Annotated in this window: 26 protein-coding genes and 2 tRNA genes; 16 read left to right on the top strand and 12 right to left on the bottom strand. The window is 73.8% G+C overall.

Translation table 11 applies throughout. The annotated features are described in order from the left end of the window. Positions 1-13 precede the first annotated feature (13 nt). Positions 14-1,171, bottom strand: a complete 1,158-nt coding sequence (locus BD833_RS21420; RefSeq protein ID WP_166535186.1) for an MFS transporter — start codon at positions 1,169-1,171, stop codon at positions 14-16. A 173-nt stretch (positions 1,172-1,344) separates the two neighbouring features. Here BD833_RS21420 and BD833_RS21415 point away from each other — a divergent pair, with 173 nt between their 5' ends. From BD833_RS21415 to BD833_RS21400, 4 genes are read left to right on the top strand one after another with little or no spacing between them, the layout of a single operon-like run. After that, positions 1,345-2,346: a hypothetical protein gene (locus tag BD833_RS21415; RefSeq protein WP_166535185.1), complete on the top strand. Its 1,002-nt coding sequence runs from the start codon at positions 1,345-1,347 to the stop codon at positions 2,344-2,346. A 2-nt stretch (positions 2,347-2,348) separates the two neighbouring features. Further along, positions 2,349-3,893 carry an efflux RND transporter periplasmic adaptor subunit gene (locus tag BD833_RS21410; protein ID WP_208092815.1) on the top strand — a complete coding sequence of 515 codons (1,545 nt, stop codon included), beginning with the start codon at positions 2,349-2,351 and terminating at the stop codon, positions 3,891-3,893. Continuing rightward, entirely contained in the window at positions 3,890-4,621 is a 732-nt protein-coding gene (locus tag BD833_RS21405; RefSeq protein WP_166535184.1) for an ABC transporter ATP-binding protein, read from the top strand. Before BD833_RS21410 ends, BD833_RS21405 begins: the two co-directional genes overlap by 4 nt. Continuing rightward, a complete protein-coding gene (locus tag BD833_RS21400) occupies positions 4,618-5,955 on the top strand; it encodes an ABC transporter permease (RefSeq protein ID WP_208092814.1) in 1,338 nt (445 codons plus the stop codon). Before BD833_RS21405 ends, BD833_RS21400 begins: the two co-directional genes overlap by 4 nt. A 75-nt stretch (positions 5,956-6,030) precedes the next feature. On the opposite strand, the gene BD833_RS21395 is transcribed toward BD833_RS21400, so the two are convergent. Further along, positions 6,031-6,106, bottom strand: a tRNA-Lys gene (locus BD833_RS21395). A 253-nt stretch (positions 6,107-6,359) separates the two neighbouring features. On the opposite strand from BD833_RS21395, the gene BD833_RS21390 reads away from it, so the two are divergent. From BD833_RS21390 to BD833_RS21375, 4 genes are all read left to right on the top strand, one after another. Further along, on the top strand, positions 6,360-7,646 hold the full coding sequence (locus BD833_RS21390; protein WP_243737871.1) for a L,D-transpeptidase: 1,287 nt from the start codon (positions 6,360-6,362) through the stop codon (positions 7,644-7,646). A gap of 68 nt (positions 7,647-7,714) precedes the next feature. After that, the gene (locus BD833_RS21385; protein ID WP_166535183.1) at positions 7,715-8,116 is read left to right on the top strand and encodes a DUF1682 domain-containing protein; all 402 of its coding nucleotides are present in this window, start codon (positions 7,715-7,717) and stop codon (positions 8,114-8,116) included. A gap of 96 nt (positions 8,117-8,212) precedes the next feature. Continuing rightward, entirely contained in the window at positions 8,213-9,292 is a 1,080-nt protein-coding gene (locus BD833_RS21380) for a sialidase family protein (RefSeq protein WP_166535182.1), read from the top strand. A 13-nt stretch (positions 9,293-9,305) separates the two neighbouring features. After that, complete coding sequence (locus BD833_RS21375; protein WP_166535181.1) at positions 9,306-9,587, top strand: ubiquitin-like small modifier protein 1; 282 nt, start codon at positions 9,306-9,308, stop codon at positions 9,585-9,587. Between the two features lie 73 nt (positions 9,588-9,660). Here the strand turns inward: BD833_RS21375 and BD833_RS21370 are convergent, their stop codons facing one another. After that, positions 9,661-9,903, bottom strand: coding sequence for a hypothetical protein (locus tag BD833_RS21370; RefSeq protein WP_166535180.1), 243 nt, complete (start codon positions 9,901-9,903; stop codon positions 9,661-9,663). Between the two features lie 221 nt (positions 9,904-10,124). Here BD833_RS21370 and BD833_RS21365 point away from each other — a divergent pair, with 221 nt between their 5' ends. Both BD833_RS21365 and BD833_RS21360 read left to right on the top strand, forming a co-directional pair. Continuing rightward, the gene (locus tag BD833_RS21365) at positions 10,125-11,294 is read left to right on the top strand and encodes an acyl-CoA dehydrogenase family protein (RefSeq protein ID WP_166535179.1); all 1,170 of its coding nucleotides are present in this window, start codon (positions 10,125-10,127) and stop codon (positions 11,292-11,294) included. A 1-nt stretch (position 11,295) separates the two neighbouring features. Further along, a complete protein-coding gene (locus BD833_RS21360; protein WP_208092813.1) occupies positions 11,296-12,450 on the top strand; it encodes a methyl-accepting chemotaxis protein in 1,155 nt (384 codons plus the stop codon). Between the two features lie 6 nt (positions 12,451-12,456). Here the strand turns inward: BD833_RS21360 and BD833_RS21355 are convergent, their stop codons facing one another. The 5 genes from BD833_RS21355 to BD833_RS21340 form a co-directional block, all read right to left on the bottom strand. Further along, on the bottom strand, positions 12,457-13,959 hold the full coding sequence (locus BD833_RS21355) for an alanine/glycine:cation symporter family protein (protein WP_166535178.1): 1,503 nt from the start codon (positions 13,957-13,959) through the stop codon (positions 12,457-12,459). Further along, positions 13,959-14,396: a universal stress protein gene (locus BD833_RS21350; protein WP_166535177.1), complete on the bottom strand. Its 438-nt coding sequence runs from the start codon at positions 14,394-14,396 to the stop codon at positions 13,959-13,961. The genes BD833_RS21355 and BD833_RS21350 overlap by 1 nt, the downstream gene beginning before the upstream one ends. 129 nt (positions 14,397-14,525) lie before the next feature. Then, positions 14,526-14,822, bottom strand: a complete 297-nt coding sequence (locus BD833_RS23355; protein WP_279536049.1) for a potassium-transporting ATPase subunit C — start codon at positions 14,820-14,822, stop codon at positions 14,526-14,528. Continuing rightward, on the bottom strand, positions 14,741-15,139 hold the full coding sequence (locus tag BD833_RS23350; protein WP_279536048.1) for a potassium-transporting ATPase subunit C: 399 nt from the start codon (positions 15,137-15,139) through the stop codon (positions 14,741-14,743). Before BD833_RS23350 ends, BD833_RS23355 begins: the two co-directional genes overlap by 82 nt. Beyond that, on the bottom strand, positions 15,139-15,456 hold the full coding sequence (locus BD833_RS21340; RefSeq protein ID WP_243737870.1) for a hypothetical protein: 318 nt from the start codon (positions 15,454-15,456) through the stop codon (positions 15,139-15,141). The genes BD833_RS23350 and BD833_RS21340 overlap by 1 nt, the downstream gene beginning before the upstream one ends. Here BD833_RS21340 and BD833_RS21335 point away from each other — a divergent pair. Together BD833_RS21335 and BD833_RS21330 are read left to right on the top strand one after the other, a co-directional pair. Then, complete coding sequence (locus BD833_RS21335; RefSeq protein ID WP_208092812.1) at positions 15,443-15,904, top strand: TrkA family potassium uptake protein; 462 nt, start codon at positions 15,443-15,445, stop codon at positions 15,902-15,904. The genes BD833_RS21340 and BD833_RS21335 overlap by 14 nt on opposite strands. 99 nt (positions 15,905-16,003) lie before the next feature. Continuing rightward, entirely contained in the window at positions 16,004-16,273 is a 270-nt protein-coding gene (locus BD833_RS21330; protein WP_208092811.1) for an ANTAR domain-containing protein, read from the top strand. A gap of 40 nt (positions 16,274-16,313) precedes the next feature. Here BD833_RS21330 and BD833_RS21325 read toward each other — a convergent pair whose 3' ends face one another. Together BD833_RS21325 and BD833_RS21320 are read right to left on the bottom strand one after the other, a co-directional pair. Then, positions 16,314-16,712 carry a MerR family transcriptional regulator gene (locus tag BD833_RS21325; protein WP_208092810.1) on the bottom strand — a complete coding sequence of 133 codons (399 nt, stop codon included), beginning with the start codon at positions 16,710-16,712 and terminating at the stop codon, positions 16,314-16,316. 47 nt (positions 16,713-16,759) lie between these two features. After that, positions 16,760-18,250 (bottom strand): SulP family inorganic anion transporter, encoded by a 1,491-nt coding sequence (locus BD833_RS21320; RefSeq protein WP_166535174.1) that lies wholly within the window; start codon positions 18,248-18,250, stop codon positions 16,760-16,762. Between the two features lie 301 nt (positions 18,251-18,551). On the opposite strand from BD833_RS21320, the gene pgi reads away from it, so the two are divergent. Further along, positions 18,552-20,183 carry a glucose-6-phosphate isomerase gene (pgi, locus tag BD833_RS21315; RefSeq protein WP_166535173.1) on the top strand — a complete coding sequence of 544 codons (1,632 nt, stop codon included), beginning with the start codon at positions 18,552-18,554 and terminating at the stop codon, positions 20,181-20,183. 59 nt (positions 20,184-20,242) lie between these two features. On the opposite strand, the gene BD833_RS21310 is transcribed toward pgi, so the two are convergent. Next, positions 20,243-20,315, bottom strand: a tRNA-His gene (locus BD833_RS21310). An 87-nt stretch (positions 20,316-20,402) separates the two neighbouring features. After that, positions 20,403-21,050, bottom strand: a complete 648-nt coding sequence (gene orn, locus BD833_RS21305; RefSeq protein WP_166535172.1) for an oligoribonuclease — start codon at positions 21,048-21,050, stop codon at positions 20,403-20,405. Positions 21,051-21,206: 156 nt separating this feature from the next. Here orn and BD833_RS21300 point away from each other — a divergent pair, with 156 nt between their 5' ends. The 3 genes from BD833_RS21300 to BD833_RS21290 form a co-directional block, all read left to right on the top strand. Next, the gene (locus BD833_RS21300; protein ID WP_166535171.1) at positions 21,207-22,388 is read left to right on the top strand and encodes a hypothetical protein; all 1,182 of its coding nucleotides are present in this window, start codon (positions 21,207-21,209) and stop codon (positions 22,386-22,388) included. Positions 22,389-22,542: 154 nt separating this feature from the next. Continuing rightward, on the top strand, positions 22,543-24,279 hold the full coding sequence (locus tag BD833_RS21295; RefSeq protein ID WP_166535170.1) for a hypothetical protein: 1,737 nt from the start codon (positions 22,543-22,545) through the stop codon (positions 24,277-24,279). 306 nt (positions 24,280-24,585) lie between these two features. Then, positions 24,586-25,710 (top strand): DUF222 domain-containing protein (locus BD833_RS21290; protein ID WP_166535169.1); only part of this gene is annotated, 1,125 nt, incomplete at its 3' end.

Below are 25,710 nucleotides of genomic sequence, written 5' to 3'. Positions count from 1 at the left end.
TCGTGTCCCGGGCCTAGAGCCGCCCGGCCCGGGCGACCGGCAGCAGGCGGACGGCGAGGACGGCGCTCAGCACGGCCGCGGCGGCCAGCGGAACGGTCGCCGACGTGGCGCGCGCGACCACCGCCATGACGAACGGTGCGGCGAACCCGACGTAGGCGCAGGCGAGGAAGAGCGACGTCAGGGCGCCGAGCCGCGCCGGGGCGGCCAGCCGGGCGGTCAGCGTCAGGCCCGCCGCGAGGCAGAGCCCGCCGCCCGCCCCGAGCAGCGGTGCGGCGAGCACCAGCCAGGGCAGCGCACCGGTCTCGGCGAAGACCGCCGCGCAACCGTAGCCGGCCGTGCCCAGGGCGACGCCGACGACGGCCGTCCACCGGGTGAGCCGGCGCTGCAACCCGGCCACCACCGTGCCCGCCCCGAGCGTCACCCCGGCCAGCACGCCGGTGACCGCGACCCCGCCGTAGGGCAGCTCGACCAGCAGCGGCACCGCGTTGATGACCGTGGACGGGAAGGCGTAGACGCACACCGCGACCGGAGCCAGCACGGTCAACACCAGCAGGCCGTCCCCGGGGCGGATCAGCGGTGCGGCCGGGGTGTGGGTGGTGCCGGCGTCGCGGCGCTGCTGCAGGTCGACGGTCTCCGGCAGCCGCACGGCGAAGGCGAGCCCGACCGCGACCAGCACGGTGTGCACGAGGTAGGGGAGCACGGTGGGCGCGGGGGCGTACTGGCCGAGCAGCCCGCTGGTGAGCGGGCCGAGCGAGAAGCCGGCGGTCATGGCGAACGCGGCCCGCCGGCCACCGGCGCCCTCCCCGGACGCCAGGGAGAGCTCGCCCACCCACGCGCTGCCGACGCTGAACACGACGCCGCTCACCACGCCCTGCAGGAAGCGGGCGGCGAACAGCAGGGTCAGCGAGTCACCGGCTGCGGCGAACGCCAGCGAGGCCAGCGCCGAGAGCACGATCCCGGGGATGGCGACCTGCCGGCGGCCCAGCCGGTCCGACAGCTGCCCGGCCAGCAGGAGGGCGGGGACCAGACCCGCCGCGTAGCAGCCGAAGAGCGCCGTCAGCACCTCCGCCGAGAGGTCGAGGCGGTCCTGGTAGATCAGCAGCAGCGGGGTGGGGACGTTGGTGCCCGCCGCGACGGCGAACAGCGCGAACACGGCGCGCTTCCAGATCACCGGGCGACCCTACGGCTGCCCGTCGGACGACTGCCCAGGTCGGCGCGGTCCGGTGGACTCGCGGTGCCGGCGAGGGCCTCGATTCCAGAATGTGACCTGACCCGTTCCGGGAATCCCTCGCGCGGCGGTCATCGCCGTCTACCGTGCGGCCACCACCGTCCTCGGGAGACTCCATGCGCATCCGTCGTGCCCTCACCCCACTGTCGGCCGCGGCCGTCCTCGCCGTCCTCCTGTCCGGCTGCTCGGGGTCGGAGGAGGACGCCACCGGAGCGTCGGGTGATGCCGAGCAGGAGTCGCCGTTGACGGAGTACCTCAGCGCGGCATACGGCGCCGACCTCTCGCCCGAGGAGCAGGAACGGCAGTTCGCCCAGCAGCAGAGGGAGACGGAGGAGCTCGTCGCGCAGTGCATGCAGGACGAGGGCTTCGAGTACCGGCCCGACACGTCCGCGACCGTCTCCTTCTCCGGCGAGGACATCGAGTGGGAACCCGACGAGCGGGAGTGGGTGGCCCAGTACGGCTACGGCGCGGTCACCTCCCCGATGGCCGAGGAGACGCCGGCGGAGCACGAGTACGTCGACCCGAACGCCGACTACGTGGCCACCCTCTCGGAGTCGGAGCAGACGGCCTTCTACGAGGCGCTGCACGGGCCGATGCCCGACGAGGAGGAGACGTCCGGGGACGCCTCCTTCGAGTACGACTGGACGACGGCGGGCTGCTACGGCGCTGCGCAGCACGAGGTCGCCGGCGAGGACCCAGCGCAGTCGGAGGAGTTCAAGCCGCTGTTCGACGCCCTCAACGAGCTGTACGTCGACATGGCTTCGTGGCCCGGCATGGCAGAGCTGGACGCCGAGTGGACAGCGTGCATGGACGCTGCGGGCCACGGGGGCCACGCCAACCCGATGGAGGCCACGGACTCCATCCACCAGGAGCTGAACGCCATGTACGAGAACGTCGGCATGTCCGACGAGGGACTCGCCTCGGGTGAGCCCGACCAGGCGGCGATCGACGCGCTCGGCGAGCGCGAGGTGGAGCTGGCGCTGGCCGATCTCGACTGCCGCGAGGAGACGGACTACCGCGAGCGCCACGCCGAGATCACCCGGCAGATCGAGCAGCAGTTCATCGACGACCACAAGACGGAGCTGGATGCGATGGTCGCCGCAGTCCAGCAGGACTGACCGTGGTCGAGCCTGACGGGGAGCACCCGGCCGAAGGCGGCGCCGCCGGGGCGGGACCCTCCCGGTGGTCTGCCTGGCCGGCGCTGCTCCGTCGCAACCGCCCGCTGTGGCTCACCGCCGCGGTGGCGGTCGCGGCGTTGGTCACCGGCCTGCTCGTCGGCCGGTTCGTGGTCGCACCGGACGCCGCCGGGGCCGACACGCCGGCGCCCGGTCTGGTGACCGTGCCCGTGGCCTTCGGGCCGCTGAGCAACGACGTCACCATCCGCGGCGAGGTCGCCTACGCCGACCCGGTGGAGGTCACCGTCGACACCTCCGCCATCTCCGGTCCCGCGGTGGTGACCGGGCAGGTGCCCGAGGTCGGCTCCGAGCTCGGGCCCCTGGGTGTCGCCCTGGAGATCGCCGGCCGCCCGGTCATCGTGCTGCCGGGGGAGCTGCCTGCGTACCGGGCCCTGCGCGTGGGGGTCTCCGGGCCCGACGTCGTCCAGTTCAAGGAGGCCGCGCGGGCCATCGGCCTGGACGCCGGTGATCCCGCCGAGGATGTGTTCGACGGGACTGCGGCCGCCGCGGTCACCGCGCTGTACGCCCAGGCCGGCTACCCGACACCGGCCGCCGAGGAGGGCGCCGCGGAGGCGTTGCTCGGGGCGCAGGACGCGGTCAGGGGCGCTGAACAGGGGGTCGCCGCCGCGCGGGCGGAACTGGCCACGGCTCAGCGCGGTCCGTCGGCCGTCGAGGTGCGGGAGGCGGACAACGCCGTCGCCAGCGCCAGGCGGGGACTGGAGGCCGCACTCGCCGCCACCCCCGATGACGCGGTGACCGTCGGCGACCTGCGGGACGCGCTGGCGTTGGCCCAGCTCCGGCGTCAGCAGCTGGCCGTGCCGGCCGACACGGCGGCGCAGCGAGCCCAGCTTTCCGCTGCCGAGCAGCAGCTCACCCAGGCGCGCGGCGCGCTGGCCGAGGCGCAGGAGTTGGTTCTCCCGTGGCTGCCGGCGGGGGAGGTCCTCTACCTCACCCAGCTGCCGCGTCGGGTGGACGCCGTGGGTACCCGCCGCGGCACGGTGCTCGACGGCGCGGCCATGACCGTGTCGGGGGCGACCCTCGGGCTCTCCGGCACCGTGGCGGCCGCGGATGCCCGGCTGCTCGCCGCGGGGATGGCCGCGACCTTCGAGCTGCCCGACGGAGCCGAGCACGCCGCGACGATCACCGAGGTCACCCCCGGTGAGGGGCAGGAGGCGCGGTGGACCGTGCAGCTGGAGCCGGCGCCGCTCACCCCCGAGCAGGTCACCGAGCTGCAGGGCGCCAACGTGCGGGTCGGGATCCCGGTCGGTGCGACCGACGGCGACGTGCTGTCGGTGCCCCTGGCCGCGTTGAGCGCCGGGCCCGGCGGCGAGTCCCGGGTCGAGGTCGTCGACGGCGACCCGCGTGACGGTGCTCGTGCCCGGACCCGCCTGGTCGTGGTGGAGACGGGGCTGGCCGCCGACGGCGCCGTCGAGATCCGCGCGGTGGAGGGCGGTCTCGGCGAGGGCGACCTCGTGGTGGTCGGGCGGTGACGGCGAAGGCGCCGGCTCCGGTTCTCGCCGCCGTCACCGCCCCCCTCCCGGCTCCGGCCCCGGCCATCCAGCTCCGGGACGTCACCCGGTCCTTCCCGGGGCCGCCGGAGGTGCAGGCGCTCAAGGGCGTGAGCGTGTCGATCGCCGACGGCGAGTACGTCTCCATCACCGGGCCGAGCGGGTCGGGCAAGTCCACGATGCTGAACATCCTCGGGCTGCTCGACCGGCCCACGGTCGGCGAGTACCGGCTCGGCGGGCTGCTCACCGGATCCCTCGGGGAGGACGAGCGTGCCGCCCTGCGCGCCCGTCACCTCGGGTTCGTGTTCCAGGCCTTCCACCTGATGTCACGGCGGAGCGTGCTCGAGAACGTGCTGCTGCCCATGCTCTACAACGGGACGCCGCGCGCGGAGCGCGAGCCCCGGGCGCGGGAGGCGATCGAGCGGGTGGGCCTGCAGCACCGCACGGACTTCCTGCCCGGGACCCTGTCCGGAGGCGAACGCCAACGGGTCGCGGTGGCCCGGGCCGTGGCCTCCCGGCCGCGCGTCCTGTTGGCCGACGAGCCGACCGGCAACCTCGACCAGGCCACGTCCGCCGAGATCATGGCTCTGTTCGAGGAGCTGCACGCGGACGGGCTGACGCTCGTGGTCATCACCCACGACGTCGGCGTGGCCGGGCGCGCCGCGCGGCAGATCCGGCTCGCCGACGGCCGCGTGGGCGAGGTGGGGTGACCGGCCCGGCCGCGCCGTCGTCCCGCACCCGGCGCCCCTCGTGGATGCGCCTGCCGGCCCGGCTGCGTCGGCACCGGTTGCCGGCCACGGCGCCGGGCAGCGCGCCGTTCGACCCGGCGGACCGGTTCCGCCTCCTGGATCTGCTCGGCGAGGCGACCGCGGACATCGGGTCCCGGCCCGGCCGGCTGGTCATGACCATGGCCGGCACGGTCCTGGGCATCGCCGCGCTGGTCACGACCGTCGGCCTCGCCCAGACCGCCGCCGGCCAGATCGCGCGGCAGTTCGACGCCAACGCGGTCACCCAGCTCGTGGTCGCCCCGACGACCGCGAGCACCGGCGGTGGGGCGACCGTGGCCGCCGCGGCCCTGCCCTGGGACGCCGTCCCCCGGTTGGAGCGGCTGGCCGGGATCGAGTCGGCGGCCCTGCTGGCGGAGGTGTCGCTGCCCGACGTGGTGGTGACGGCCGTTCCGGTGAACGACCCCTCCCAGCCACCGAGCGCGCCACCGCCCGTCTACGCGGCCTCCGAAGCGCTGCTGGACACGGTGGGCGGCAGGCTGTCCACCGGCCGGTTCTTCGACTCCGGTCACGACCGGCGGGCCGACCGGGTGGCGGTGCTGGGTGCCCGGGCAGCGGAACGGCTCGGCGTGCACCGGGTCGACTCCCAGCCGTCGGTGTTCATCGACGGCATCGCCTACGCCGTCCTGGGGGTGGTCGAGTCGTTCGACGCCCGCGCGGAGCTGCTCGACGCGGTGATCGTCCCCACCGACACCGCCCGCGCCGACTTCGGCCTGCGGGCCCCCGGCGACGCCCAGGCCCGCATCGCGATCGGGGCCGGCCCGCAGCTGCGCACCCAGGCCGCCCTGGCCCTGGCGCCCGACGCCCCGGAGAGCCTCGAGGTCAGCGCCCCGGACGGCCGGTCGGAACTGGGGCGGGATGTCCAGTCCGACGTGAACGGGGTGTTCGTCATCCTCTCGGTGATCGTCCTGCTCGCCGGCGGGGTCGGTATCGCGAACGTGACCATGCTGTCGGTGATGGAGCGGGTCGGCGAGATCGGGCTGCGCCGGGCGATCGGCGCGACCGGGAAGCAGATCGCCGGGCAGTTCGTGGCCGAGTCCGTGGTCATCGGCCTCCTCGGCGGCCTCCTCGGCGCGGCGCTGGGCGTCTTCGCGGTCGTCGGCATCTCCCTGGCACGGGGCTGGACGCCGGTGGTCGATCCCTGGATCGCCCTGGGTGGCGCAGTGCTCGGCGCCGTCGTCGGTCTCGTGGCCGGCGGCCTCCCGGCGCGCCGGGCGGCCAGGATCGAGCCGGTCGACGCGCTTCGCGGCGGAACGTGACCGGAGCTGGTGGAACACCGGCGCCCGGGACGACGAAGCGGCCCCACCCCGGAGGGCGAAGCCGCTGGTCGATCCTGGTGCGCCATCAGGGACTCGAACCCCGAACCCGCTGATTAAGAGTCAGCTGCTCTGCCAATTGAGCTAATGGCGCGGTGCCGCCCGGCGAGCCGGGCAACGAGGGTGAACGATACCAGCGCCCGGGGTGGATCCTGCCGGCGGGGAGCGTGCCCTTCGCCACGGTCTCCGCCGTGCGGTTGTCGCCTGCTGCGCCAGGTGGGACGACCAGCACCCGGCGGCACTGCGGGTCGTGACCCACTCCACTCCCCGCTGGGCGTCCGGCGTGGACACTGGTACGGGTTGTCCTCGTCCGGCTCCGGGCGGGGTGGGGAGAGGAGCCGGGACAGGTGCGACGGACTGCCGCGATGATCGCCACGGGAGCGCTCGTGCTCCTCGCCGGGTGCACCGGGGACGACGCCGGGGGATCCGCCGAGCCGACCGCGCCTCCCGCCGCCGAGCCCGCGACCCTGGAGTTCGCGGTCACCGACGGTGCCGTGGACGTCTCGCCCGTGGTCCCGCTGGAGATCTCCGTCAGCGGTGGTGGGCTCGATGCGGTCACGGTCACCTCCGGTGACGGCACCTCCGTGCCCGGAGCGGTCACCGACGCGGCCGAGGACGGGGCGGCCGACGACCAGGCGGCCGAGGAAGGCGCCACCGAGGACGGGGCGACCGAGGACGGGGCGACCGAGGACGGAGCGACCGAGAAGCCGGCGGCCGACGGCGACGCCCAGGTGTGGACGCCGGAGACCCCGCTGGCGTACGGCACCAGCTACACGCTCACCGCCACCGCGAGCAACGCCGACGAGGAGGAGACGACGGCGACGTCGACCTTCACGACCGTCACTCCGCAGACCCTCTCCACCCCGGGCATCGGCCCCCTCGACGGGCAGACCGTCGGAGTCGGCATGCCGATCCGCGTGTACTTCGAGGACCCGGTCACCGACAAGGCCGCTGTCGAGAGCCACCTGCAGGTCACCAGCAGCACGCCGACCGACGGCGTCTGGAACTGGTTCAGCGACACCGAGGTGCACTTCCGGCCGTCCACCTACTGGCCCGAGAACATCGAGGTCACCCTCGACGCCGAGCTCTACGGCGTCGACTTCGGCGACGGGGTGTGGGGGGAGAAGGACCGCTCGATCTCCTTCTCCGTCGGTGAGCGGCACGTGTCGGTGGCCGATGCGGCCACCCACACGATGGACGTCTACGACGGCGACCAGCTCGTGCAGACCTTCCCGATGAGCGCCGGTGGCCCCGACTTCCCGAGCCGCAACGGCCCGCACGTGGTCACCGAGCTCAACCGCGACCGGATCATGGACTCCAGCACCTACGGCACGCCGGTCGACAGCCCCAACGGCTACCGGACCCCGGTGGAGTACGCCGTCCGGCTCAACGACAACGGCGAGTTCGTGCACGCCGCCCCGTGGTCGGTGGCCCAGCAGGGCCGGGAGAACGTGTCCCACGGCTGCATCAACCTCTCCACCGAGCGGGCAGCCTGGTTCTTCGACTTCTCGCAGCCGGGCGACGTGGTGGAGATCAAGAACTCGATCGGGCCGATGCTGTCGGCGGCCGACGGCGACATCTACGACTGGGCGATCCCGTGGGGGCAGTGGCAGGCCGGTAGCGCCCTGGCGTGAGCGGCCGGCCCGGGGCGTTTGGTTCCCGGGCCCCCGGGCATCTGCCTCGGCGACACCGAGGAGGGCCCGTGGACACCTGGCTGATCGTGCTGATCGTCGTCGTCGTGCTGGTGGTGTTGGCGCTGGCGGCGCTCGCGCTGGCCAGGCGCAACCGCGTCTCGCGGGTCCGCCGGGAGGCCGGGCACCGGGAGCAGGCGCGCGAGAACATCCAGGAGGCGCACGTCCGCGCCGCCCGCGCCGACGCGGAGCAGGCCCTCGCCGAGGAGCAGGCGGCCCGGGCGCGGCGGGAGCTCGCCGAGGTGCAGGAGCGCGCGGCGCTCGCCGAGCGGGAGGCGCGGGAGCGCGCCGGCCGCGCGGCGGAGGACCGCTCGGAGGCCGAGCGGCTCCGGGCGGAGGCGCAGCGGCTGGCACCCGACGTGGTCACCGAGGGCCGGCACGAGCACCCCGAGGGTGGCGCCACGCGCCGCTGAGCCGGCCGCTCGGTCCTCGCCGCTCGGTCCTCGCCGCTCAGTTCTCGCCTCCATGGCGGTCCTATCCCTCAGGACCGTCACACCGGAGGGGTGCACATGACCGATCTGCTGGCCATCGGGACGCGCAAGGGGCTGTGGCTGGCCCGCAGCGAGGACGGCCGCCGCAGCTGGACCCTCGACGGGCCGCACCTGCTGTCGCAGGAGGTCGCGGCCGTCTCGATCGACACCCGGCGCGCCTCGCCCCGCGTGCTGGCCGGGGTCCAGTACGGGCACTGGGGGCCGAGCGTGACCTGGTCCGACGACCTGGGCGGCAGCTGGCACGAGACCGACTCCGGCGCCATCCGCTTCCCGGCGGACACCGGTGCCGCGCTGGGCCGGGTGTGGCAGCTGCGCCCCGACACCGCGGCCCGCCCCGACGTCGTCTGGGCCGGTTGCGAGCCGCAGTCGCTGTGGCGCAGCACCGACGGCGGCTGCAGCTTCACCCTCGTCCGCGGCCTCTGGGACCACCCGCACCGGCCCACCTGGGAGCCGGGCGCCGGCGGGGGAGCGGTGCACACGGTGCTGCCCGACCCGGACACCGGGCGGGTGACCGTCGCGATGAGCACCGGTGGTGTCTACGTCAGCGACGACGGCGCGACCGGGTGGCGGCCGCACAACCGCGGCATCAGCGCGGTGTTCCTGCCCGAGCCGCCGGAGTACGGGCAGTGCGTGCACAAGGTGGCCGCCGATGCCGGCGACCCGCGCCGGATGTACGCCCAGAACCACTTCGGGGTCTTCCGCACCGACGACGGCGGGGCCTCGTGGATCTCGATAGCCGACGGGTTGCCGGCCGACTTCGGCTTCCCGGTCGCAGCCTCGCCGAGCACGCCCGGCACGGCCTGGGTCGTCCCGCTGGTCGCCGACGTGCAGCGCGTGCCCCCGGACGGCCGGCTCCGGGTGCACCGCACCCGCGACGCCGGGAGCAGCTGGACCGAGGTGGGCGAGGGCCTGCCCGACGGCTCCTGGACGGCGGTCCTCCGCGACGCCTTCTGCACCGACGACCACGAGCGCACGGGGCTCTACCTGGGCACCCGCGACGGCTGCGTCTACGCCAGCGCCGACGAGGGCGACACGTTCACCACGGTCGCCGAGCACCTGCCCGACGTGCTCGTCGTCCGCGCCGCCCGGCTGCCGTGACCGGGTGCCGGCGGTGAACGTGCAGCTGGTGCTGCCCGGGTCGCTGGCCGACCTGGCCGGTGGCGTCCGGGAGCTCGATGTCGAACCGGCCGGGGCCACGGTGGCGGGCCTGCTCGACGCGCTCGCCGCGCGGCACCCGGTGCTCGAGCGCCGGATCCGCGACGAGGCCGGTGCACTGCGCCGGTTCGTGAACGTCTACGTGGACGGGGAGGACGTGCGGTGGCAGGGCGGGCCGGCCACCCCGCTGCGCGACGGCGCCGTCGTCCAGGTGCTGCCGTCGGTCGCGGGCGGCTGACCCAGGCATAGGAAGCTTTACCTACGGTTCCGGGTCTCGATACGCAGGCTTAGCTTCCTATGCCCAGGGGGTCTCAGAGGGCAGCGAGGGTGGCGCAGTTGGGGCAGAGCTGCTGCTCCTCGTACCCCTCGGGCGGCCAGGGCAGCTGCTCGTCGATGGAGACGTAGGCGCCGCAGAGCGCCTTGCGGCTCTGCCCGCTCACCCGGCCGATCGTCGCGTGGGCGGGCCCGATCTGCCGCGGGGTGAGCCCCTCCGCGCCGAAGGAGCCGACCATCACCACCGCGTGGGCCGTGCCGTACGCGTAGAGGGCGGTCATGGCGTCCAGGGTCCGAGGCCGCGGCCGCTTCCGCCACCACCGCCGGGCACGTGTCGGCCGCACCTGTCCCAGGAGCCCCAGGCGTCGCGCACCGGGATCGATGGGCCGGCCCGGCGGGCTTCCCACGGTGGAACGGAGGCCTCGGGAACGGGCTCCCCGATCGGTATGTTCGCCGTCGGGGGCATCCGCCGCCCGGGAACCGAGCACCCCTGGAGGCCCCTGTGCAGTCCGCGCTCTACGAGGCCGAGCACGAGGCGTTCCGCGCGATGGTCCGCGACTTCCTCGCCAAGGAGGTCGTGCCGCACCACGCCGCGTGGGAGGAGGCCGGGGTCGTCGACCGCGCGGTCTGGCTCCGGGCGGGTGCGCTGGGGCTGCTCGCGATGGACGTGCCCGAGGAGTACGGGGGAGCGGGGGTCGCGGACTTCCGCTACAACGCGATCCTGTCCGCCGAGATCACCCGGGTAGGGGCCAGTGGCCTCGGCTTCGCGCTGCAGAACGACGTCGTGGCGCCGTACCTGGTCGGGCTGACCACCGAGGAGCAGAAGCGCCGCTGGTTGCCGGGGGTGGTGAGCGGCGAGATCATCACCGCGATCGCGATGACCGAGCCCGGTGCCGGCTCGGACCTGCAGGGCCTGCGGACCACGGCCCGCCGGGACGGCGACGAGTGGGTGCTGAACGGTTCCAAGACCTTCATCACCAACGGCATCAACGCCGACCTGGTGATCGTCGTCGCCCGCACCGACCCCGACGCCGGGGCGCGCGGCTTCTCCCTGCTGGTCGTCGAGCGCGGGATGCCCGGGTTCGAACGCGGCCGGAACCTGGACAAGATCGGGCTCAAGGCGCAGGACACCGCCGAGCTCTTCTTCGAGGACGTCCGCGTGCCGGCGGCCAACCTGCTCGGCACCGAGGGACGCGGCTTCGTCCACCTCATGGAGAACCTGCCGCAGGAGCGGCTGTCCATCGCCGCGGGCGCCGTCGCCTCGAGCCGGACGGTGCTCGACCTGACCGTCGAGCACTGCAAGACCCGCACCGCCTTCGGCCGGCCCATCGGGGCGTTCCAGAACACCCGCTTCGAGCTGGCCGAGATGCACACCGAGGTCTCCATCGCCGAGACCTACCTCGAGAAGGCGATCACCGAGCACAACGCCGGCCGGTTCACCGCCGAGGACGCGGCGATGGCGAAGTGGTGGACCACCGAGCTGCAGAAGCGGGTCGTCGACCGCTGCCTGCAGCTGCACGGGGGGTACGGCTACATGCTCGAGTACCCGGTGGCCAAGGCCTTCCTCGACGCCCGCATCCAGACCATCTACGGCGGGACGACCGAGATCATGAAGGAGATCGTCGGGCGTTCCCTGGGTGTTGGCGCTGATCGGCCTCGCTCTCGTCCGTGACGTGGACGGCTGGGCGTTCTGGGGACAGCTGGCCGCGCTGGTGGCCACGCTCGCCGCAGCCGTGCTGCTCCCCGTGCGTGGCGCGCGGGCGAGCGCAGCCGCCATCGGGCTCATGTTCGGCGCCGACCTGCTGGTGCACGTCGGCGGCGGGCTGACCGACCTCCACATCTGGTTCTACGTGCTCCTCGCGCTGGTGTCCCTCTACCAGCTCTGGACGCCGTTCCTCCTGGCCGTCGTGTTCGTCGCCGTGCACCACGCGGTCACCAGCCTCTTCGCGCCGGACACCGTCTACTCCACGGAGCAGGCCCGCGAGAACCCGCTCGTGTTCGCGCTGCTGCACGCGGTGTTCCTGCTGGCCGAGGCCTTCTTCCTGGCCTACACCTGGAAGTTCGCCGAGGAGTCCGATCGAGCGCGCCGGGCCGAGCGGCGCCGCGCGGAGGCGCAGGCGGAGGCGCAGGCGGCCGCCCAGGCCGAGCTGGCCGCCGAGCGGGCCCGGACCGCGGAGGGTGCCGCCGCTGCGCTCGCGGATCGGGCGAACCGGGCCGCCACCCTGGAGCAGCAGCTCGCCGAGCTCGTGGACGCCGGGCGCCGGCTGGACGGCAACGTCGGTACGGCCACCGACGTGATGACCGGGCTGCGGTCGGCCATCACGGAGATCGCCGCCGCGGCCAGCCACGCGACCACCACCGCCACCCAGGCCAGCGCGAGTTCCCGGGCGAGCGCCGAGACCATCGAGCGCCTGGCCGCGACGATGACCGAGATCGACCAGATCGCCGGCAGCATCTCCACCATCGCCGACCAGACGAACCTGCTGGCGCTCAACGCGACGATCGAGTCCGCTCGCGCGGGGGAGGCCGGCAAGGGGTTCGCCGTCGTCGCGGGCGAGGTCAAGGACCTGGCCTCGGAGACCGCGCGGGCGACCGAGCGCATCCGGCGGGTGGTCGACACCGTGCGCGACGACGTCGAGGCGGCGGGCGCCGCGCTCGGCAGCGTGCAGGAGGTCATCCACGGCGTCGTCGAGGCGCAGACGACGATCGCGGCGGCGGTCGAGGAGCAGAACGCCTCGACGGCTCAAGCCCAGGACGCCATCGTCGGGGCCTCCCGGGAAGCCACCCGCATGGCCGAGGACCTGCGGCGCATCGTCAGCGCCATGTGATCCGGCTCAGGTGCGCTCGCTGACCGGCACGATCTCGCCGGTCTCCAGCCGGGTCCGGTAGCCGTTGATCTCCCGCTTCACCACCCGGGCCAGGATGTAGAGCCCGACGATGTTCGGCAGCGACATCAGGAAGATCATGCTGTCGGAGAAGCCGATCACCGACTCGACCGTGGACGACGCCCCGATGACGACGAAGAGGCAGAAGATCAGCTTCCACGTCCGGTCGACGACCATCGACTCGCCGAACAGGTAGGTCGCGGCCTTCAGGCCGTAGTAGCTCCAGGCCAGCATCGTCGAGTACGCGAACAGGATGACCGCGACCGCCAGCACGATGGGGAACCAGTCGACGACGGTCTCGAACGCTGCCGACGTCGTCTCCACGCCCGCATCGCTGGAGGTGTCGGCGTAGGTGCCGGTGATGACGATCGCCAGGGCGGTCATCGTGCAGATGACGACGGTGTCGATGAACGGCTCGAGGACGGCGACGTGCCCCTCCGTCGCCGGCTCCTCGGTCTTCACCGCCGAGTGCGCGATCGCCGCCGAGCCCAGCCCCGCCTCGTTGCTGAACGCCGCCCGGCGGAAGCCCTGGATGAGGACGCCGACGATGCCGCCGTAGCCGGCCTCGGGGGTGAAGGCCTGGGAGACGATCGCCCAGAGCGCCTCGGGGATCTGCGTCAGGTTGGCGAACAGCACGGTCAGGCAGGCGAGCACGTAGAAGACCGCCATGAACGGCACGAGCTTGTCGGTGACCCGGGCGATGCTCCGGATGCCGCCGATGATGACCGCGCCGACGAGCAGGGCCAGCACCAGCCCGAACACCGCGCCCGCGGCGCCGAACCCGAGCGGGCCGTCCGCGCCACCGGTCACCGACTGGGCCTGGTTGAAGGCCTGGTTGGCCTGGAACATGTTGCCGCCACCGACGGCCCCGCCGAGGGTGAAGATGCAGAACAGGATGGCGAGCACCTTGCCGAGGGTGCCCAGCCGCGGGTCCTTCTCCCGGAGGCCCTTGGTCAGGTAGTACATCGGGCCGCCGGAGACCCGGCCGTCCGGGTACACGTTGCGGTACTTCACCCCGAGCGTGCACTCGACGCCCTTGGTGCACATGCCGAGCAGCCCGGCGAGGATCATCCAGAGGGTGGCGCCGGGGCCGCCGAGGGAGATGGCGATCGCCACGCCGGCGATGTTGCCGAGCCCCACGGTGCCCGAGACGGCGGTGGCCAGGGCCTGGAAGTGGGTGACCTCGCCGGCGTCCCGGGGGTCGTCGTAGCGGCCCCGGATCAGCTGGATCGCGTGGCGGAACGCGCGGAACTGGAAGCCGCGCAGGTAGATGGTGAAGAAGAAGCCCGCGATGACCAGCCACACCACGATGAGCGGCAGCTCGACGCCCTCGTCGATGAAGTCCAGGGGGACGGCGTAGAAGACCTTCTCGGTGATCCAGTCGAAGACCGGCGCGACGAAGCCGTCGACCTGCTCGTCGAAGCTGGCGGCCAGCACGGAGTCGGAGGACATCACGGCACCACCAGGACGGGGACGGGGGACAGCTGGATGAGGCTGCTCGGGGTCGAGCCGAACAGCAGGGTGCGCACCCGGCTCTGACCTACGCGGCCGACGGTGATCCAGGCCGCGTCGTGCTCCCGGGCGACGCCCACCAGCGTCTCCGCCGGGTGCCCGTGGCGGACGATGCCTTCCATCTGCAGGTCGCCTGCGGCCGACAGCCGGGCGATGACCGGGTCCAGCACCCGATCCTGCGCAGCCGCCGCCTCGCGGGCCTTCTCGACCGAGCGGCGCTCGTTCTCCTCCGCGGTGGTGAAGGAGTAGGGGGACCAGGGGACCACGCAGACGAGCACCAGGCGCAGGCCGTGGCGGCGGGCGGCGTCGGCGGCGGCGTCGGCGGCGCGGCCGCTCGACTCACTCCCGTCCAGACCTACGATGATCGATTCGGGCACGAGCCCACCTCCGGCCGGGGACGACGTGGCGCGAGGCTAGCGGGGTTGCCCGCGAAAGGCAGCCCCGAGGACTCCGCCGTTCCGCTGACCCGGCGTGGCCGAGCCGGGCCAGCGGGAGCCGCGGCCGGCTCAGCCGCCGGCGGTCGACCGGTCCAGCGCCACGTTCAGCCTCAGCACGTCCACGTGCGGAGCCCCGACGACGCTCAGGTCACGGCCGGAGGAATGGGCCGCGACCAGGTCGGACACCTCGGTCGCCGGCAGGCCCCGCGCGGCCGCGACGCGGTCGAGCTGGAGGTCGGCGTACTCGGGCGAGATGTGCGGATCGAGGCCGGAGCCCGAGGCCGTCACCGCGTCGGCCGGGACGTCGGCGACGGCGACGACGTCGAACGCGGCCACCGCCTCCCGGCGCTCCTCGACGAGCGCCAGGAGCTCGGAGGAGTTCGGGCCGAGGTTCGACCCCCCGGAGAGGCCAGCGGGTCGTGGTCGGACGCCGAGGGCCGCGGCTGGAAGTACTCCGGCAGCGGGTCGCCGCCCGCGTCGGTGAACGGCTGGCCGAGCAGGGCCGACCCGACGACCTCGCCGTCGACCTCGACGAGGGAGCCGTCGGCCTTCGCCGGCGCGATGACCTGGGCCAGCCCGAACACCAGGAGCGGATAGGCGAGGCCGCACAGCACGGCGAACACGGCCAGGGCCCGGACGGCGGCCAGCAGCTGCCGGCCGGAGCGGAGGAGGGGTGCGGACATCAGGCGATCCCGGGGACGAGCGAGACGAGCAGGTCGATGAGCTTGATCCCGACGAGCGGCAGCAGCACGCCGCCGACGCCGTAGACCAGCGGGTTGCGGCGCAGCATCGCCGAGGCGGACGCCGGCCGGTAGCGGACGCCGCGCAGCGCCAGCGGCACCAGGGCGACGATGATCAGCGCGTTGAAGATGACGGCCGAGAGGATCGCCGACTGCGGCGAGGACAGCCGCATCACGTTCAGCGAGTCCAGCGCCGGGACGGCACCGGCGAACATCGCCGGGAGGATGGCGAAGTACTTCGCGTGGGTGAGCCTGCCCATCGCGCTGGCCGTGATCGTCGGTGGGCTGGCGGCCAGCATCCTGACCACCGCGCTGTTGAGCGAGATCGGGATCCGCGACGTGTGGGCGAAGGCCGTCAGCCGCCAGCAGGCCACCATCCTGGAGCGCGTCGGTGCGCACCACGTGGCGTTCCCGGAGCAGGACATGGGGGAGCGGATCGCCCACCTGGTGTCCGGCCGGCTGCTCGACTGGGTGGAGCTCGACCCGCAGTGGGTGTTCGCGAAGACCCGGCCGCCGCGCGAGCTCGTCGGCGTGCCCCTCGGCGAGTCCGGCCTGCGCAAGCGGTACCGGGTGACCGTCGTGTTGGTCAAGCCGCAGGGGCAGGACGCCTACACCCACGCCGCGAACGACACGGTGCTCAGCTACGGCTGCGAGATCGTCATCGCCGGCCGGCCCCGCGACGTGGAGCGCTTCGTCGACGTGCAGTGACCCTCGTCCCCGGGGCCGGCGACCGGCCCCGGTCCCGGCGGTGGCCGGCCGTCCGGGCCACCCGCCGCAGCGCGCGTTTACAACGTAAGCTGCTGCGTCGTGGTCGACCCGACGGGCGCCTCCGAGGACGAGGTGGCGCAGCTGCGCCGAGAGCTCGGGATGGTCACCCGGCAGGCTGCGCACCTCGAGCGGGCACTGGCCAGCAACCGGCGCATCGGGGTCGCCGTGGGGATCGTCATGGAGCGGCACAAGGTGACGGCGGACGACGCGTTCGGCGTGCTGGTGAAGCTCTCCATGGAGCGGAACGAGAAGCTGCGCGACGTGGCCGAGCGCATCGTCGGGACCGGCGAGCTGCCCCGGCCCGGCTGACGCCGCGGCCGGTCGTCCCACCGCGGGCGGCGCGGGTGGCTCAGCGCTGGGCGTCCAGGTGGCCGGCGAGGGTGTCGGCGAACCCCTCGGCCACGGCCAGCTGCTCCTGCAGCGCGGTGACCCGGGCGGTGGCCGCCTCGTGGAACATCCGGAGCCGGTCCCGGAGCCGCTCGCGGTCGCCGCTGCCGGAGTCGAGCTCGGCGAGCAGGGTGAGCAGCTCCTGCATCTCCTCGAGGCTGAACCCCAGCGGCTTCATCCGCTTGATCACCTCGAGGCGGGCGACGTCGCTGTCGCTGTAGAGCCGGAACCCGCCCTCGGAGCGGGTGGTCGGGATGACCAGCCCGTTCTCCTCGTAGAAGCGGATCGTGCGGAGGCTCAGCCCGGTCTGCTCGGCGACCTGGCCGATCTGCACGAGCCGTTCGCGGCGCGGTCCGGTCATGCCACCTTGATAGGCCATCCGGTCGCCGGGCGCTGCCGAGGCGCGCATCAGTGCGCCCCGGCGAGCTGCCCGGTGTGCCGCTCGAAGCGATCCGCCGAGTGGCCGGTCAGGCCAACGATCTCCACCGTCTTGCCGCGGGTCTCGTACTTGTGCGTGATGGCATCGAGAACGGCGACGGTGGAGGCGTCCCAGACGTGGGCCTCGGACAGGTCGACCACGACCGTCTGCGGGTCGCCGTTGTAGTCGAACTGGTGCACCAGGTCGTTGCTGGAGGCGAAGAACAGCGCACCGTGCACGCGGTAGGAGCGGGTGCCGCCGTCGGGGGCGAGCACGCTGGTCACCTCGACCAGGTGGGCGACCCGGCGGGCGAACAGCACGCAGGCCACCAGGACGCCGACGCCGACGCCGATCGCCAGGTTGTGGGTCACGAGCGTGCCGGCGACGGTCGTGAGCATCACGGTGGTCTCGCTGCGCGGCATGCGGTGGATGGTCCGGAGGCTGTGCCAGTCGAAGGTCGCGATGGACACGAAGATCATGACGGCGACGAGCGCCGCCATCGGGATGATCGCGACCACGTCACCGAGCGCGACCACCAGCACCAGCAGGAACGCGCCGGAGAGGAAGGTCGACAGCCGGGTGCGGGCGCCGGACTTCACGTTGATCATGGTCTGGCCGATCATCGCGCAGCCGCCCATGCCACCGAAGAAGCCCGAGGCGATGTTGGCGACGCCCTGGCCCCAGGACTCGCGGGTCTTGTCCGACCCGGTGTCGGTGAGGTCGTCGACCAGCTTCGCGGTCATCAGCGACTCCATCAGCCCGACCAGGGCGACGCCCAGGGCGTAGGGGGCGATGATCGCGAGCGTCGCGTAGCTGAACGGGACGTCGGGCAGCAGGAAGAACGGGAGGCTGTCGGGCAGCTCGCCCTGGTCGCCCACGTCGGGCAGCGCCAGGCCGGCGGCGACGGTGAGCCCGGTCAGCACGACGATCGAGATCAGCGGCGCCGGCACCACGGTGGTCAGGCGGGGGATCAGGAAGATCATGGCCAGGCCCGCGGCGACCATCGGGTAGACCAGCCACGGCACGTCGACCAGGTGCGGCAGCTGGGCGCTGAAGATGAGGATCGCCAGCGCGTTGACGAAGCCGACCATGACGCTGCGCGGGATGAACCGCATCAGCCGGGCGACGCCGGCGGCGGCCAGCAGGATCTGGAAGATGCCGCCGAGGACGACGGCGGCGAAGAGGTACTGGACGCCGTACTCGAGCGCCAGGGGGGCGACCACGAGTGCGATCGCGCCGGTCGCGGCGGTGATCATCGCCGGGCGGCCGCCGGTGAAGGCGATGACCACGGCCATCACGAACGAGGAGAAGAGGCCCACGCGCGGGTCGACGCCGGCGAGGATGGAGAAGCTGATCGCCTCGGGGATCAGCGCGAGGGCGACGACCAGGCCGGCGAGCACCTCGGTGCGGGCGACCCGTGGGGTCAGCCAGGTGGGGCGGGGCAGACGGGATGTGGGTGGGGCGGGCAGAGCTGAGGTCATGGGTCCGTCTCGTTCGGAGCGCTTCGGCGGCGCGGGTGGGCAGCACCGGGAGCCGGTGCCGGGTCTGGGGGAGCGCGTCGATGCGCCCGGGGCAGCGGGCCGCTGCGGGGCGCCGTGCCGGTCGGGGGCGCCGACCAGGTAGGGCGTGCACCCGCGGTGTCGCTGGTGTCAGGGCCAGTCTGCCGGGAACTCGTCCCTCACGTCAGGGTTGAGTGGTGAGCCGTTCGTCACGATCTGGTAGCGATGGACCTGGAGCAGCGCGACGGCGCCGGAGCCGTCGGCCGGGAGGCGAGGAGCAGACATGGACATCACCGCGACGGACGAGTGGCGCGCACTCGTCGAGCACCACCGCGTAGTGGGCTCCGCGCACCTGCGGGAGCTCTTCGAGGGCGATCCCGACCGCGCGGGGCGCATGACCGGGCGGGTCGGTGACCTGCACGTCGACTGGTCCCGGCACCGCGTGACCGACGAGACGATGCGCCTGCTGGTCGCCCTCGCCGAGCGCGCCGGCGTGGCCGACCGGGTCGCCGCCATGTTCCGTGGCGAGCACGTCAACACCACCGAGGACCGGGCCGTGCTGCACGTCGCGCTCCGCATGCCGTCGGGCGAGGAGCTCGTGGTCGACGGGCAGCACGTCGTCCGCGACGTCCACGAGGTGCTCGGGCGGATGCGCGGGTTCGCCGAGCAGGTGCGCTCGGGGGAGTGGCGCGGGCACACCGGGCGGCCGATCCGGGCGGTCGTCAACATCGGCATCGGCGGCTCCGACCTCGGGCCGGCGATGGCGTACACCGCCCTGCGGGGGCACTCCGACCGGGATCTCACCCTGCGCTTCGTCTCGAACATCGACCCCACCGACTTCGCCGAGGCCACCCGCGACCTCGACCCCGCCGAGACGCTGTTCGTCGTCAGCTCGAAGACCTTCACCACGCTCGAGACGCTGACCAACGCCGGCGTCGCCCGCGACTGGCTGCTGGGCGGCCTGGGGGCCGACGACTCGGCGGTGGCGAAGCACTTCGCGGCCGTCTCCACCAACACCGACGCCGTCCGCGAGTTCGGCATCGACCCGCAGAACATGTTCGAGTTCTGGGACTGGGTCGGCGGTCGCTACTCCCTGACCTCCGCCATCGGGCTCTCGCTGATGGTGGCGATCGGCCCCGACGCCTACGACGAGATGCTGGCCGGCTGCCACACCGTCGACGAGCACGTCCGCGACACCCCGCTGGAGCGCAACGTCCCGGTGCTGCTCGGGCTGCTCGGCGTCTGGTACCGCAACTTCTTCGACGCGCAGACCCACGCGGTGCTGCCCTACAGCCAGTACCTCTCCCGGCTGCCCGCCTACCTGCAGCAGCTGACGATGGAGAGCAACGGCAAGTCGGTGGGCGCCGACGGGCAGCCGGTGGCCACCGCGACCGGCGAGGTGTACTGGGGCGAGCCCGGCACGAACGGCCAGCACGCCTTCCACCAGCTGCTGCACCAGGGGACGTCGCTGGTCCCGGTCGACTTCATCGGCTTCGGCGAGCCCACCCACGACATCGGCGAGATGCACGACCTGCTGATGGCCAACATGTTCGCCCAGGCGGCGGCGCTGGCGTCCGGCCGCACCGCCGAGGAGGTGGCCGCCGACGGCACGCCCGACCACCTCGTGCCGCACAAGGTCATGCCCGGCAACCGGCCGAGCACGGTGGTGCTGGCGCCCCGGCTGAGCCCCTCGACCCTCGGCCAGCTCGTGGCGCTGTACGAGCACGTCGTCCTCACCCAGGGGGTGATCTGGCAGCTCGACTCGTTCGACCAGTGGGGGGTCGAGCTCGGCAAGGTGATGGCCCGCGAGCTGGCCCCGGCGCTGACCAGCGCGGAGCCGATCGAGCTGGACCAGGACGCGGCGACGACGGCGTCGGTGGCCGAGTACCGGCGGATGCGCGGCCGGTCGGCCTGACGACCCGCGGGACGGCGAGAGGCCCTGGTCGGCGGACCGACCAGGGCCTCTCTGCGCGGGGTGAGTGACGGGGCTCGAACCCGCGACACCCAGGATCACAACCTGGTGCTCTACCGACTGAGCTACACCCACCGCGTCACTGCCGGGCGCGAGCGCCCGGAGCGAACGCGCCAACGATACCGGAGGCCGGGATGCGGCCCACCGGGGGAGTCGGGGAGGTCAGGCGTGCCCGGCGTCGCCGGCCGACAGCAGCCCGGCGAACGAGCCCACGACCTGGCCGGCGGCCTTCTTCGCCTCGTCGCCGCTGGGGCCGGGGGCCGGCACGAAGAGCGTGCGCCGGTAGTACGCCAGCTCGCGGACCGACTCGATGATGTCGGCCAGCGCCCGGTGCGCCAGCCCCTTGGGCGGCTGGGCGAAGTAGACCCGCGGGAACCAGCGGCGGGCCAGCTCCTTGACCGAGGAGACGTCGACCATGCGGTAGTGCAGGTGGTCGTCCAGCTCGGGCATGTCGCGGGCGAGGAAGCCGCGGTCGGTGCCGATCGAGTTTCCGCACAGCGGGGCGCTGCGCCGCTCGGGCACGAACCGCTTCACGTAGGCGAGGATCTGCTGCTCGGCCTCCGCGACGGTCAGGGTGGCGGCGCGGACCTCGTCGGTGAGCCCGGACTTGGCGTGCATCTCGGCGACGAACTCCGTCATGCCGTCGAGGTCGGCGTCGTCGGCCGAGATGATCAGGTCCAGCCCCGGGTCGAGGACGGTGAGGTCGGAATCGGTCACGAGCACCGCGACCTCGATCAGCTTGTCCTTGGTCAGGTCCAGCCCGGTCATCTCGCAGTCGATCCAGACCAGGTGCCCCGCACTCTCCGCCACGTCGGCCGACAGTACGCACCGCCCGTCCCGGCTGCCCCGATCACCTCCCGTGTCCGCCCGGGCGCACGGCGCGGGGCGGCGCGACCGCAAGGGCTCGGAAACGGCCCGCAGCACCGTTAGGGTCGCCGGAACGTCCACCCGTCAGGAAGCCACGCCGTGTCCTCTGCTCCCGCTCCCGCCCCTGCCGTTCCGCAGGCGCCGGGCACGCTCCGCGCCGGCCTGGCCCACCCGGTGGCCCTGGTGAGATGGCTGTGGGCGGCCTACATGACCCCCGGCCGGCCGGGTCGCGCCACCACGCCCACCGAGCTGCGGTGGATCTACACCGCGTGGCTGGCGGCCTTCCTGCTGAAGATGCTCGGCTCGTCCTGGGACGTGTCGTGGCACTTCAAGTGGCTGCGCGACGACCTGGCGCCCCCGCACCTGCTGAACACCGTCGGCACGGCCGCCGTCGTCGTCCTGGTGCTGTTCCACAGCTACAGCGGGTACGGCGTGGACCGCCGCGCGCTGCGGCTGATGCAGGTCGGGATCGGCACCTTCCTGGTCGCCATCCCGATCGACATCCTCAACCACCGGATCAACGGCCTGGACATCACCAGCTGGAGCCCCAGCCACGCGCTGCTCTACATCGGCACGGCGATCATGCTGGCCGGCGCGCTGCGCGGCTGGTGGCTGTACGCGGCACCCGGACGGATCCGGGACCTGGTGTCCCTGGGGCTGTGGCTGTTCTTCGTCGAGAACGTGGTCTTCCCCAACCAGCACCAGGAGTACGGCGTCCTCTCGCTGGCGGCCTACGAGGCCGGGCGGACGACGGCCGAGCCCTCCCTGCTGGACTTCGCGGCCGCCCAGGGGCAGACCCCCTCGATGTTCATGCTGCCGGTGCCGTCGTGGGTGCACCCGGCCTGGCTGATCTGCGCCGGCCTGCTCTCGCTCGTGGTGGCCCGCAAGGTGGTGGGGCTGCGCTGGACCGCCACGGTCATCGCGGTCGTCTACCTCGGGTACCGCGGGGTGATGTGGCTCGGCCTGGTCGCCACGAACTTCCCGCCCTCGGTGCTCCCGGTGGGGCTGCTCGCGGGGGCGGTGCTGATCGACCTCGCCGTCACCCGCCGGGTCCCCGGCTGGGCGGCCGGGCTGCTCGTCGCCGCGGCGGTCTACGGAGTCGCCGTCCCGCTCGCGTCCCTCGGCCTGCTGCCGCCGTGGAACTGGTGGTCGGTCCTGCCCGTCGCCGTCGGCTTCGCGCTGCTGTGGGCCGGGGTGGACGCCCTGGCGAAGAGCTCGTGGCTGGCCCGCTGGCGCCTCGCGGACGAGCCGGCCGCCACGGCGGAGCCCGCCGCCGTCTGACCCGGGCACCGGCGCGGAGCGCCGGCCCCGCACCGCCCATGACGTAGCGTCGAACCAGGCTGCGGCACGGGGGACGGCTGCCGCACCGGGTGCTCGGCCGCCGGTCCGGCCGGGCGGCCCCACCCCACGACCCGACCGCCGGGAGGACGACGACGTGCTGGCCCTGACCCCGGCGCCGCTGCAGACGGCGGGGGAGCGCGCCTTCTTCGCCGAGCTCACCCGCTGGGACACCGGCGCGTCGGTGCGGGCGGCCGTGGTGGCCTCGCTGCCGCTGGAGGACGGCCCCTTGGGCCGCCGCCAGTCCGACGCGGTCCTGCTGGTGCCCGAGGGTATCGCGGTGATCCGGGTGGTCGAGGTGCACCGGCAGTCCGGCGTGGTCACCGCGACCCCGGAGGGGCCCTGGTCGATCTTTGCCCCGGACGGCCCCAGTCAGGTGCTGCAGCTGGCCGGCGGGGGATCGACCCCGCTCGACGGGCTGATGCGGGCCGGCATGGACGTCGCCGTCAAGCTCCGCCGCGCCGGCCTGGAACCCGGCCGGATCGCCCGCCTCACCGTGCTGGTCGGTGAGATCACCGGTCTCCAGCCGGCCGACGGCGACCTGGGCGAGGGCGACCAGGTGGCCACGCTCGACCCGCGCTCGCTGCTGCTCGGTATCGCCCGGGCCGGCCGGCACGCGGGCGTGGACAACCCGCGGCTGTGGACGACCGCCGACGTCCGGGCCGCCCTGGAGGCGCTGGAGTTCCCGGGCCGGGGGCCGACGGTGGAGGAGCTCAACGGCGAGGCGTTCCCGTACTCGCCCTACGTGCTGCGCCGCCGGCAGCTGCTCACCCCGGCGGCGATGGCGGCCTCGCCGGTGGTCCTGCCCCGCGACTCCGACGACGAGACGCAGGACCCCGCGGCGCCGGCCGGCGATCCGCTGAGCGCCACCGCGGTCGCCCGGGCGGTGGCGGCCTCGGTCGCCTCCGCCAACGCCGCAGCCGTGGCCGCCGCCGCGCCCGCCGCCGAACGCCCCGGACCGGTGGACGACGCCGACGACGGCTCCGACGAGGGGGCCGACGACGGGCTCGACGGCCTCCTCGGCGACGGACCGGACCGGGCGGCGGGCGACCGGGCCGGCGACGACCGTGCGCCGGCCGGCCCGCCGCGGACCGCGGTGCTGCCGGTGAGCCCGCCGGTGACCGCCGCGTCGCAGCCGCCGGCCGAACGCCCGGCGCTGTCACCGGCCTGGGGGGCGACGGCATCCGGCCGGGGGAGCGGTGCGCCCGGGGCCGGGGCCGGTCGCCGCCGCGCCGTGCTCCTGACCGCGGTCCTCGCCCTGCTCGTGGTCTGCCTGCTGGGTGGCTGGCTGCTGCTCGGCGGGGAGGACGACGACGCCGGCGGGGACACGGCCGCACCCGCCACGAGCGCGCCGGCCGGGCCGACGCCCGGGGAGGTGCTCGCCGTCGACGGCACCCGCTACACCGTGGCGGCGGTGCAGGTCGACGACACCTGCCAGGGGCACGCCTACGGCGCGGTGGCCGACTTCCTGGCGGGGAGCGACTGCGTCGGGATCTCCCGGGCGCTGTACTCGGCCAGCGTCGACGGGGCGCCGGTGGTGGTGTCGGTCGTGCGGGTGACCATGGCCGACGACGCGACCGCCCGCGCGCTGCGCCAGCTCACCGACACCGACGGCAGCGGCAACGTCAGCGACCTGCTGCGCGAAGGCGTCACCTACGCCGGCGGCCCGGTGGAGCTGTCCTCGGCCCAGTACGCCAGTGCGGTGTCCGGATCGACGGTCACCGTCGTCGAGAGCGACTGGGTGGACCCGGCGGCCACGGGCGGCGCGGCGGCCGTGGACAAGGTGGCCTCGGACGGGCTGGCGCTGCCGGTCCCCGCGCTGCCGGGCGGCTGAGCCCGGGGCTCAGCGCAGCGGTGACACCCCGGTGGAGGCGCCGGCTGCCGCCGAGCGGGCTCGACCCGAGCTGCCGGCCGACCTGCCGTCCGAGGTGGGCGATCAGCCGGAGTCGTGTGCAGGTCGCCGACCGTCGACGCGGAGCTCCGGGGAGCGGCGTCCACCCGCGCGCCCAGGACCGCGCGGCACCGGGCCGAACCAACCAGCACGCTCAGGGCCTGTCCCCGCGCTGAGCTGCGGTTTTCTGTCGTACCCCCGCTCTAGGCTCGGGGTGTCGGCAAGGCTGTCGGGGAAGGGAGGGAGCACGTGTCCGAGCTCCGTTCCGCCCTCGACGAGCTGGCTGCGCTGGAGCTCGGGGAGCTGTCCGAGGACACGCTGCTCGACCTCGTCGGCGAGCTGTCGGTCACGGCGAACCGGGTGGCGGCGGTGCTGACCTCGGTTGTCCGTGCGGCCGATCGGCGGGAGGCGTACCGGCGTGACGGTGCGGTGTCGATGAAGGCCTGGCTGCGCGGCTCCTGCCGGATGGCGCCCGAGGAGGCGACGGCGACGGTCTCCACCGGCCGGCGGCTGGAGCAGCTGCCTGGGACGGCGGCGGCCTTCGCCGCCGGCGAGATCGGCGCGACGCATGCGCGGGTGATCACCAAGGCCATGACGCCCGGCCGGATCGCCAAGGCCGCCGAGGCGGGGATCGACCTGGGCGAGACCGATGCCATCCTGGCCGCCCTCGCCCGGGCCACAGCGCCTCACGAGACCGCCCGGGGGGTCAAGGCGTGGGTCGCGGGGGTCGATCCCGACGGCACGCTGGATGATGCCGCGGACGTCCGCCGCCGGTTCACGATGGCGTCCGGGATGGACGGTCGCGTGCACCTTCGTGGCGAACTCGATGCCGTGGGCGGCGAGTACCTGCACGCGGCGCTGGCCGCACTGATGAGCGGCGACCGCCCAGCCGGCGACCCCCGCTCGCACGCCGAGCGGCAGGGTGACGCACTCGTCGCGCTGGCCCGTGCCGCCCTGGACGCCGGCGGTCTGCCAACGGTTCGCGGCGAACGTCCGCACGTGCGGGTCACCATCGACCTGGTGGCGCTGTGCGCGGAGCGAGGCGCTGCGGGCTTCGCAGGCGGGTCCCTGGCATGGGCCGGTCCGATCAACCCGGAGACGGCCCGTCGGCTGGCCTGCGATGCCGGTGTCTCCCGCGTCCTCACCGGCCCGAGCGGGCTCCCGCTGGACGTCGGCCGCGAGCAGCGGACCTCCACCGCCGGCATCCGCCGGGCCATCGAGGTCCGCGACGAGCACTGTGTCTTCGCCGGCTGCGACGCCCCGCCCGAGTGGTGCGACGTGAGCTTGCCCGGGTTTCGCGGACACCGTCACAGTGGCGGCATCGCCACGGGAGGGGTGTCTTCGTGGGCAGGGTCTACACGCAGGAGTTCAGGG

Origin of the sequence: Blastococcus xanthinilyticus, from assembly GCF_008124835.1 — a bacterium.
Lineage (GTDB): Bacteria > Actinomycetota > Actinomycetes > Mycobacteriales > Geodermatophilaceae > Blastococcus > Blastococcus xanthinilyticus.
This window is presented reverse-complemented; position numbering and strand designations above follow the sequence as displayed.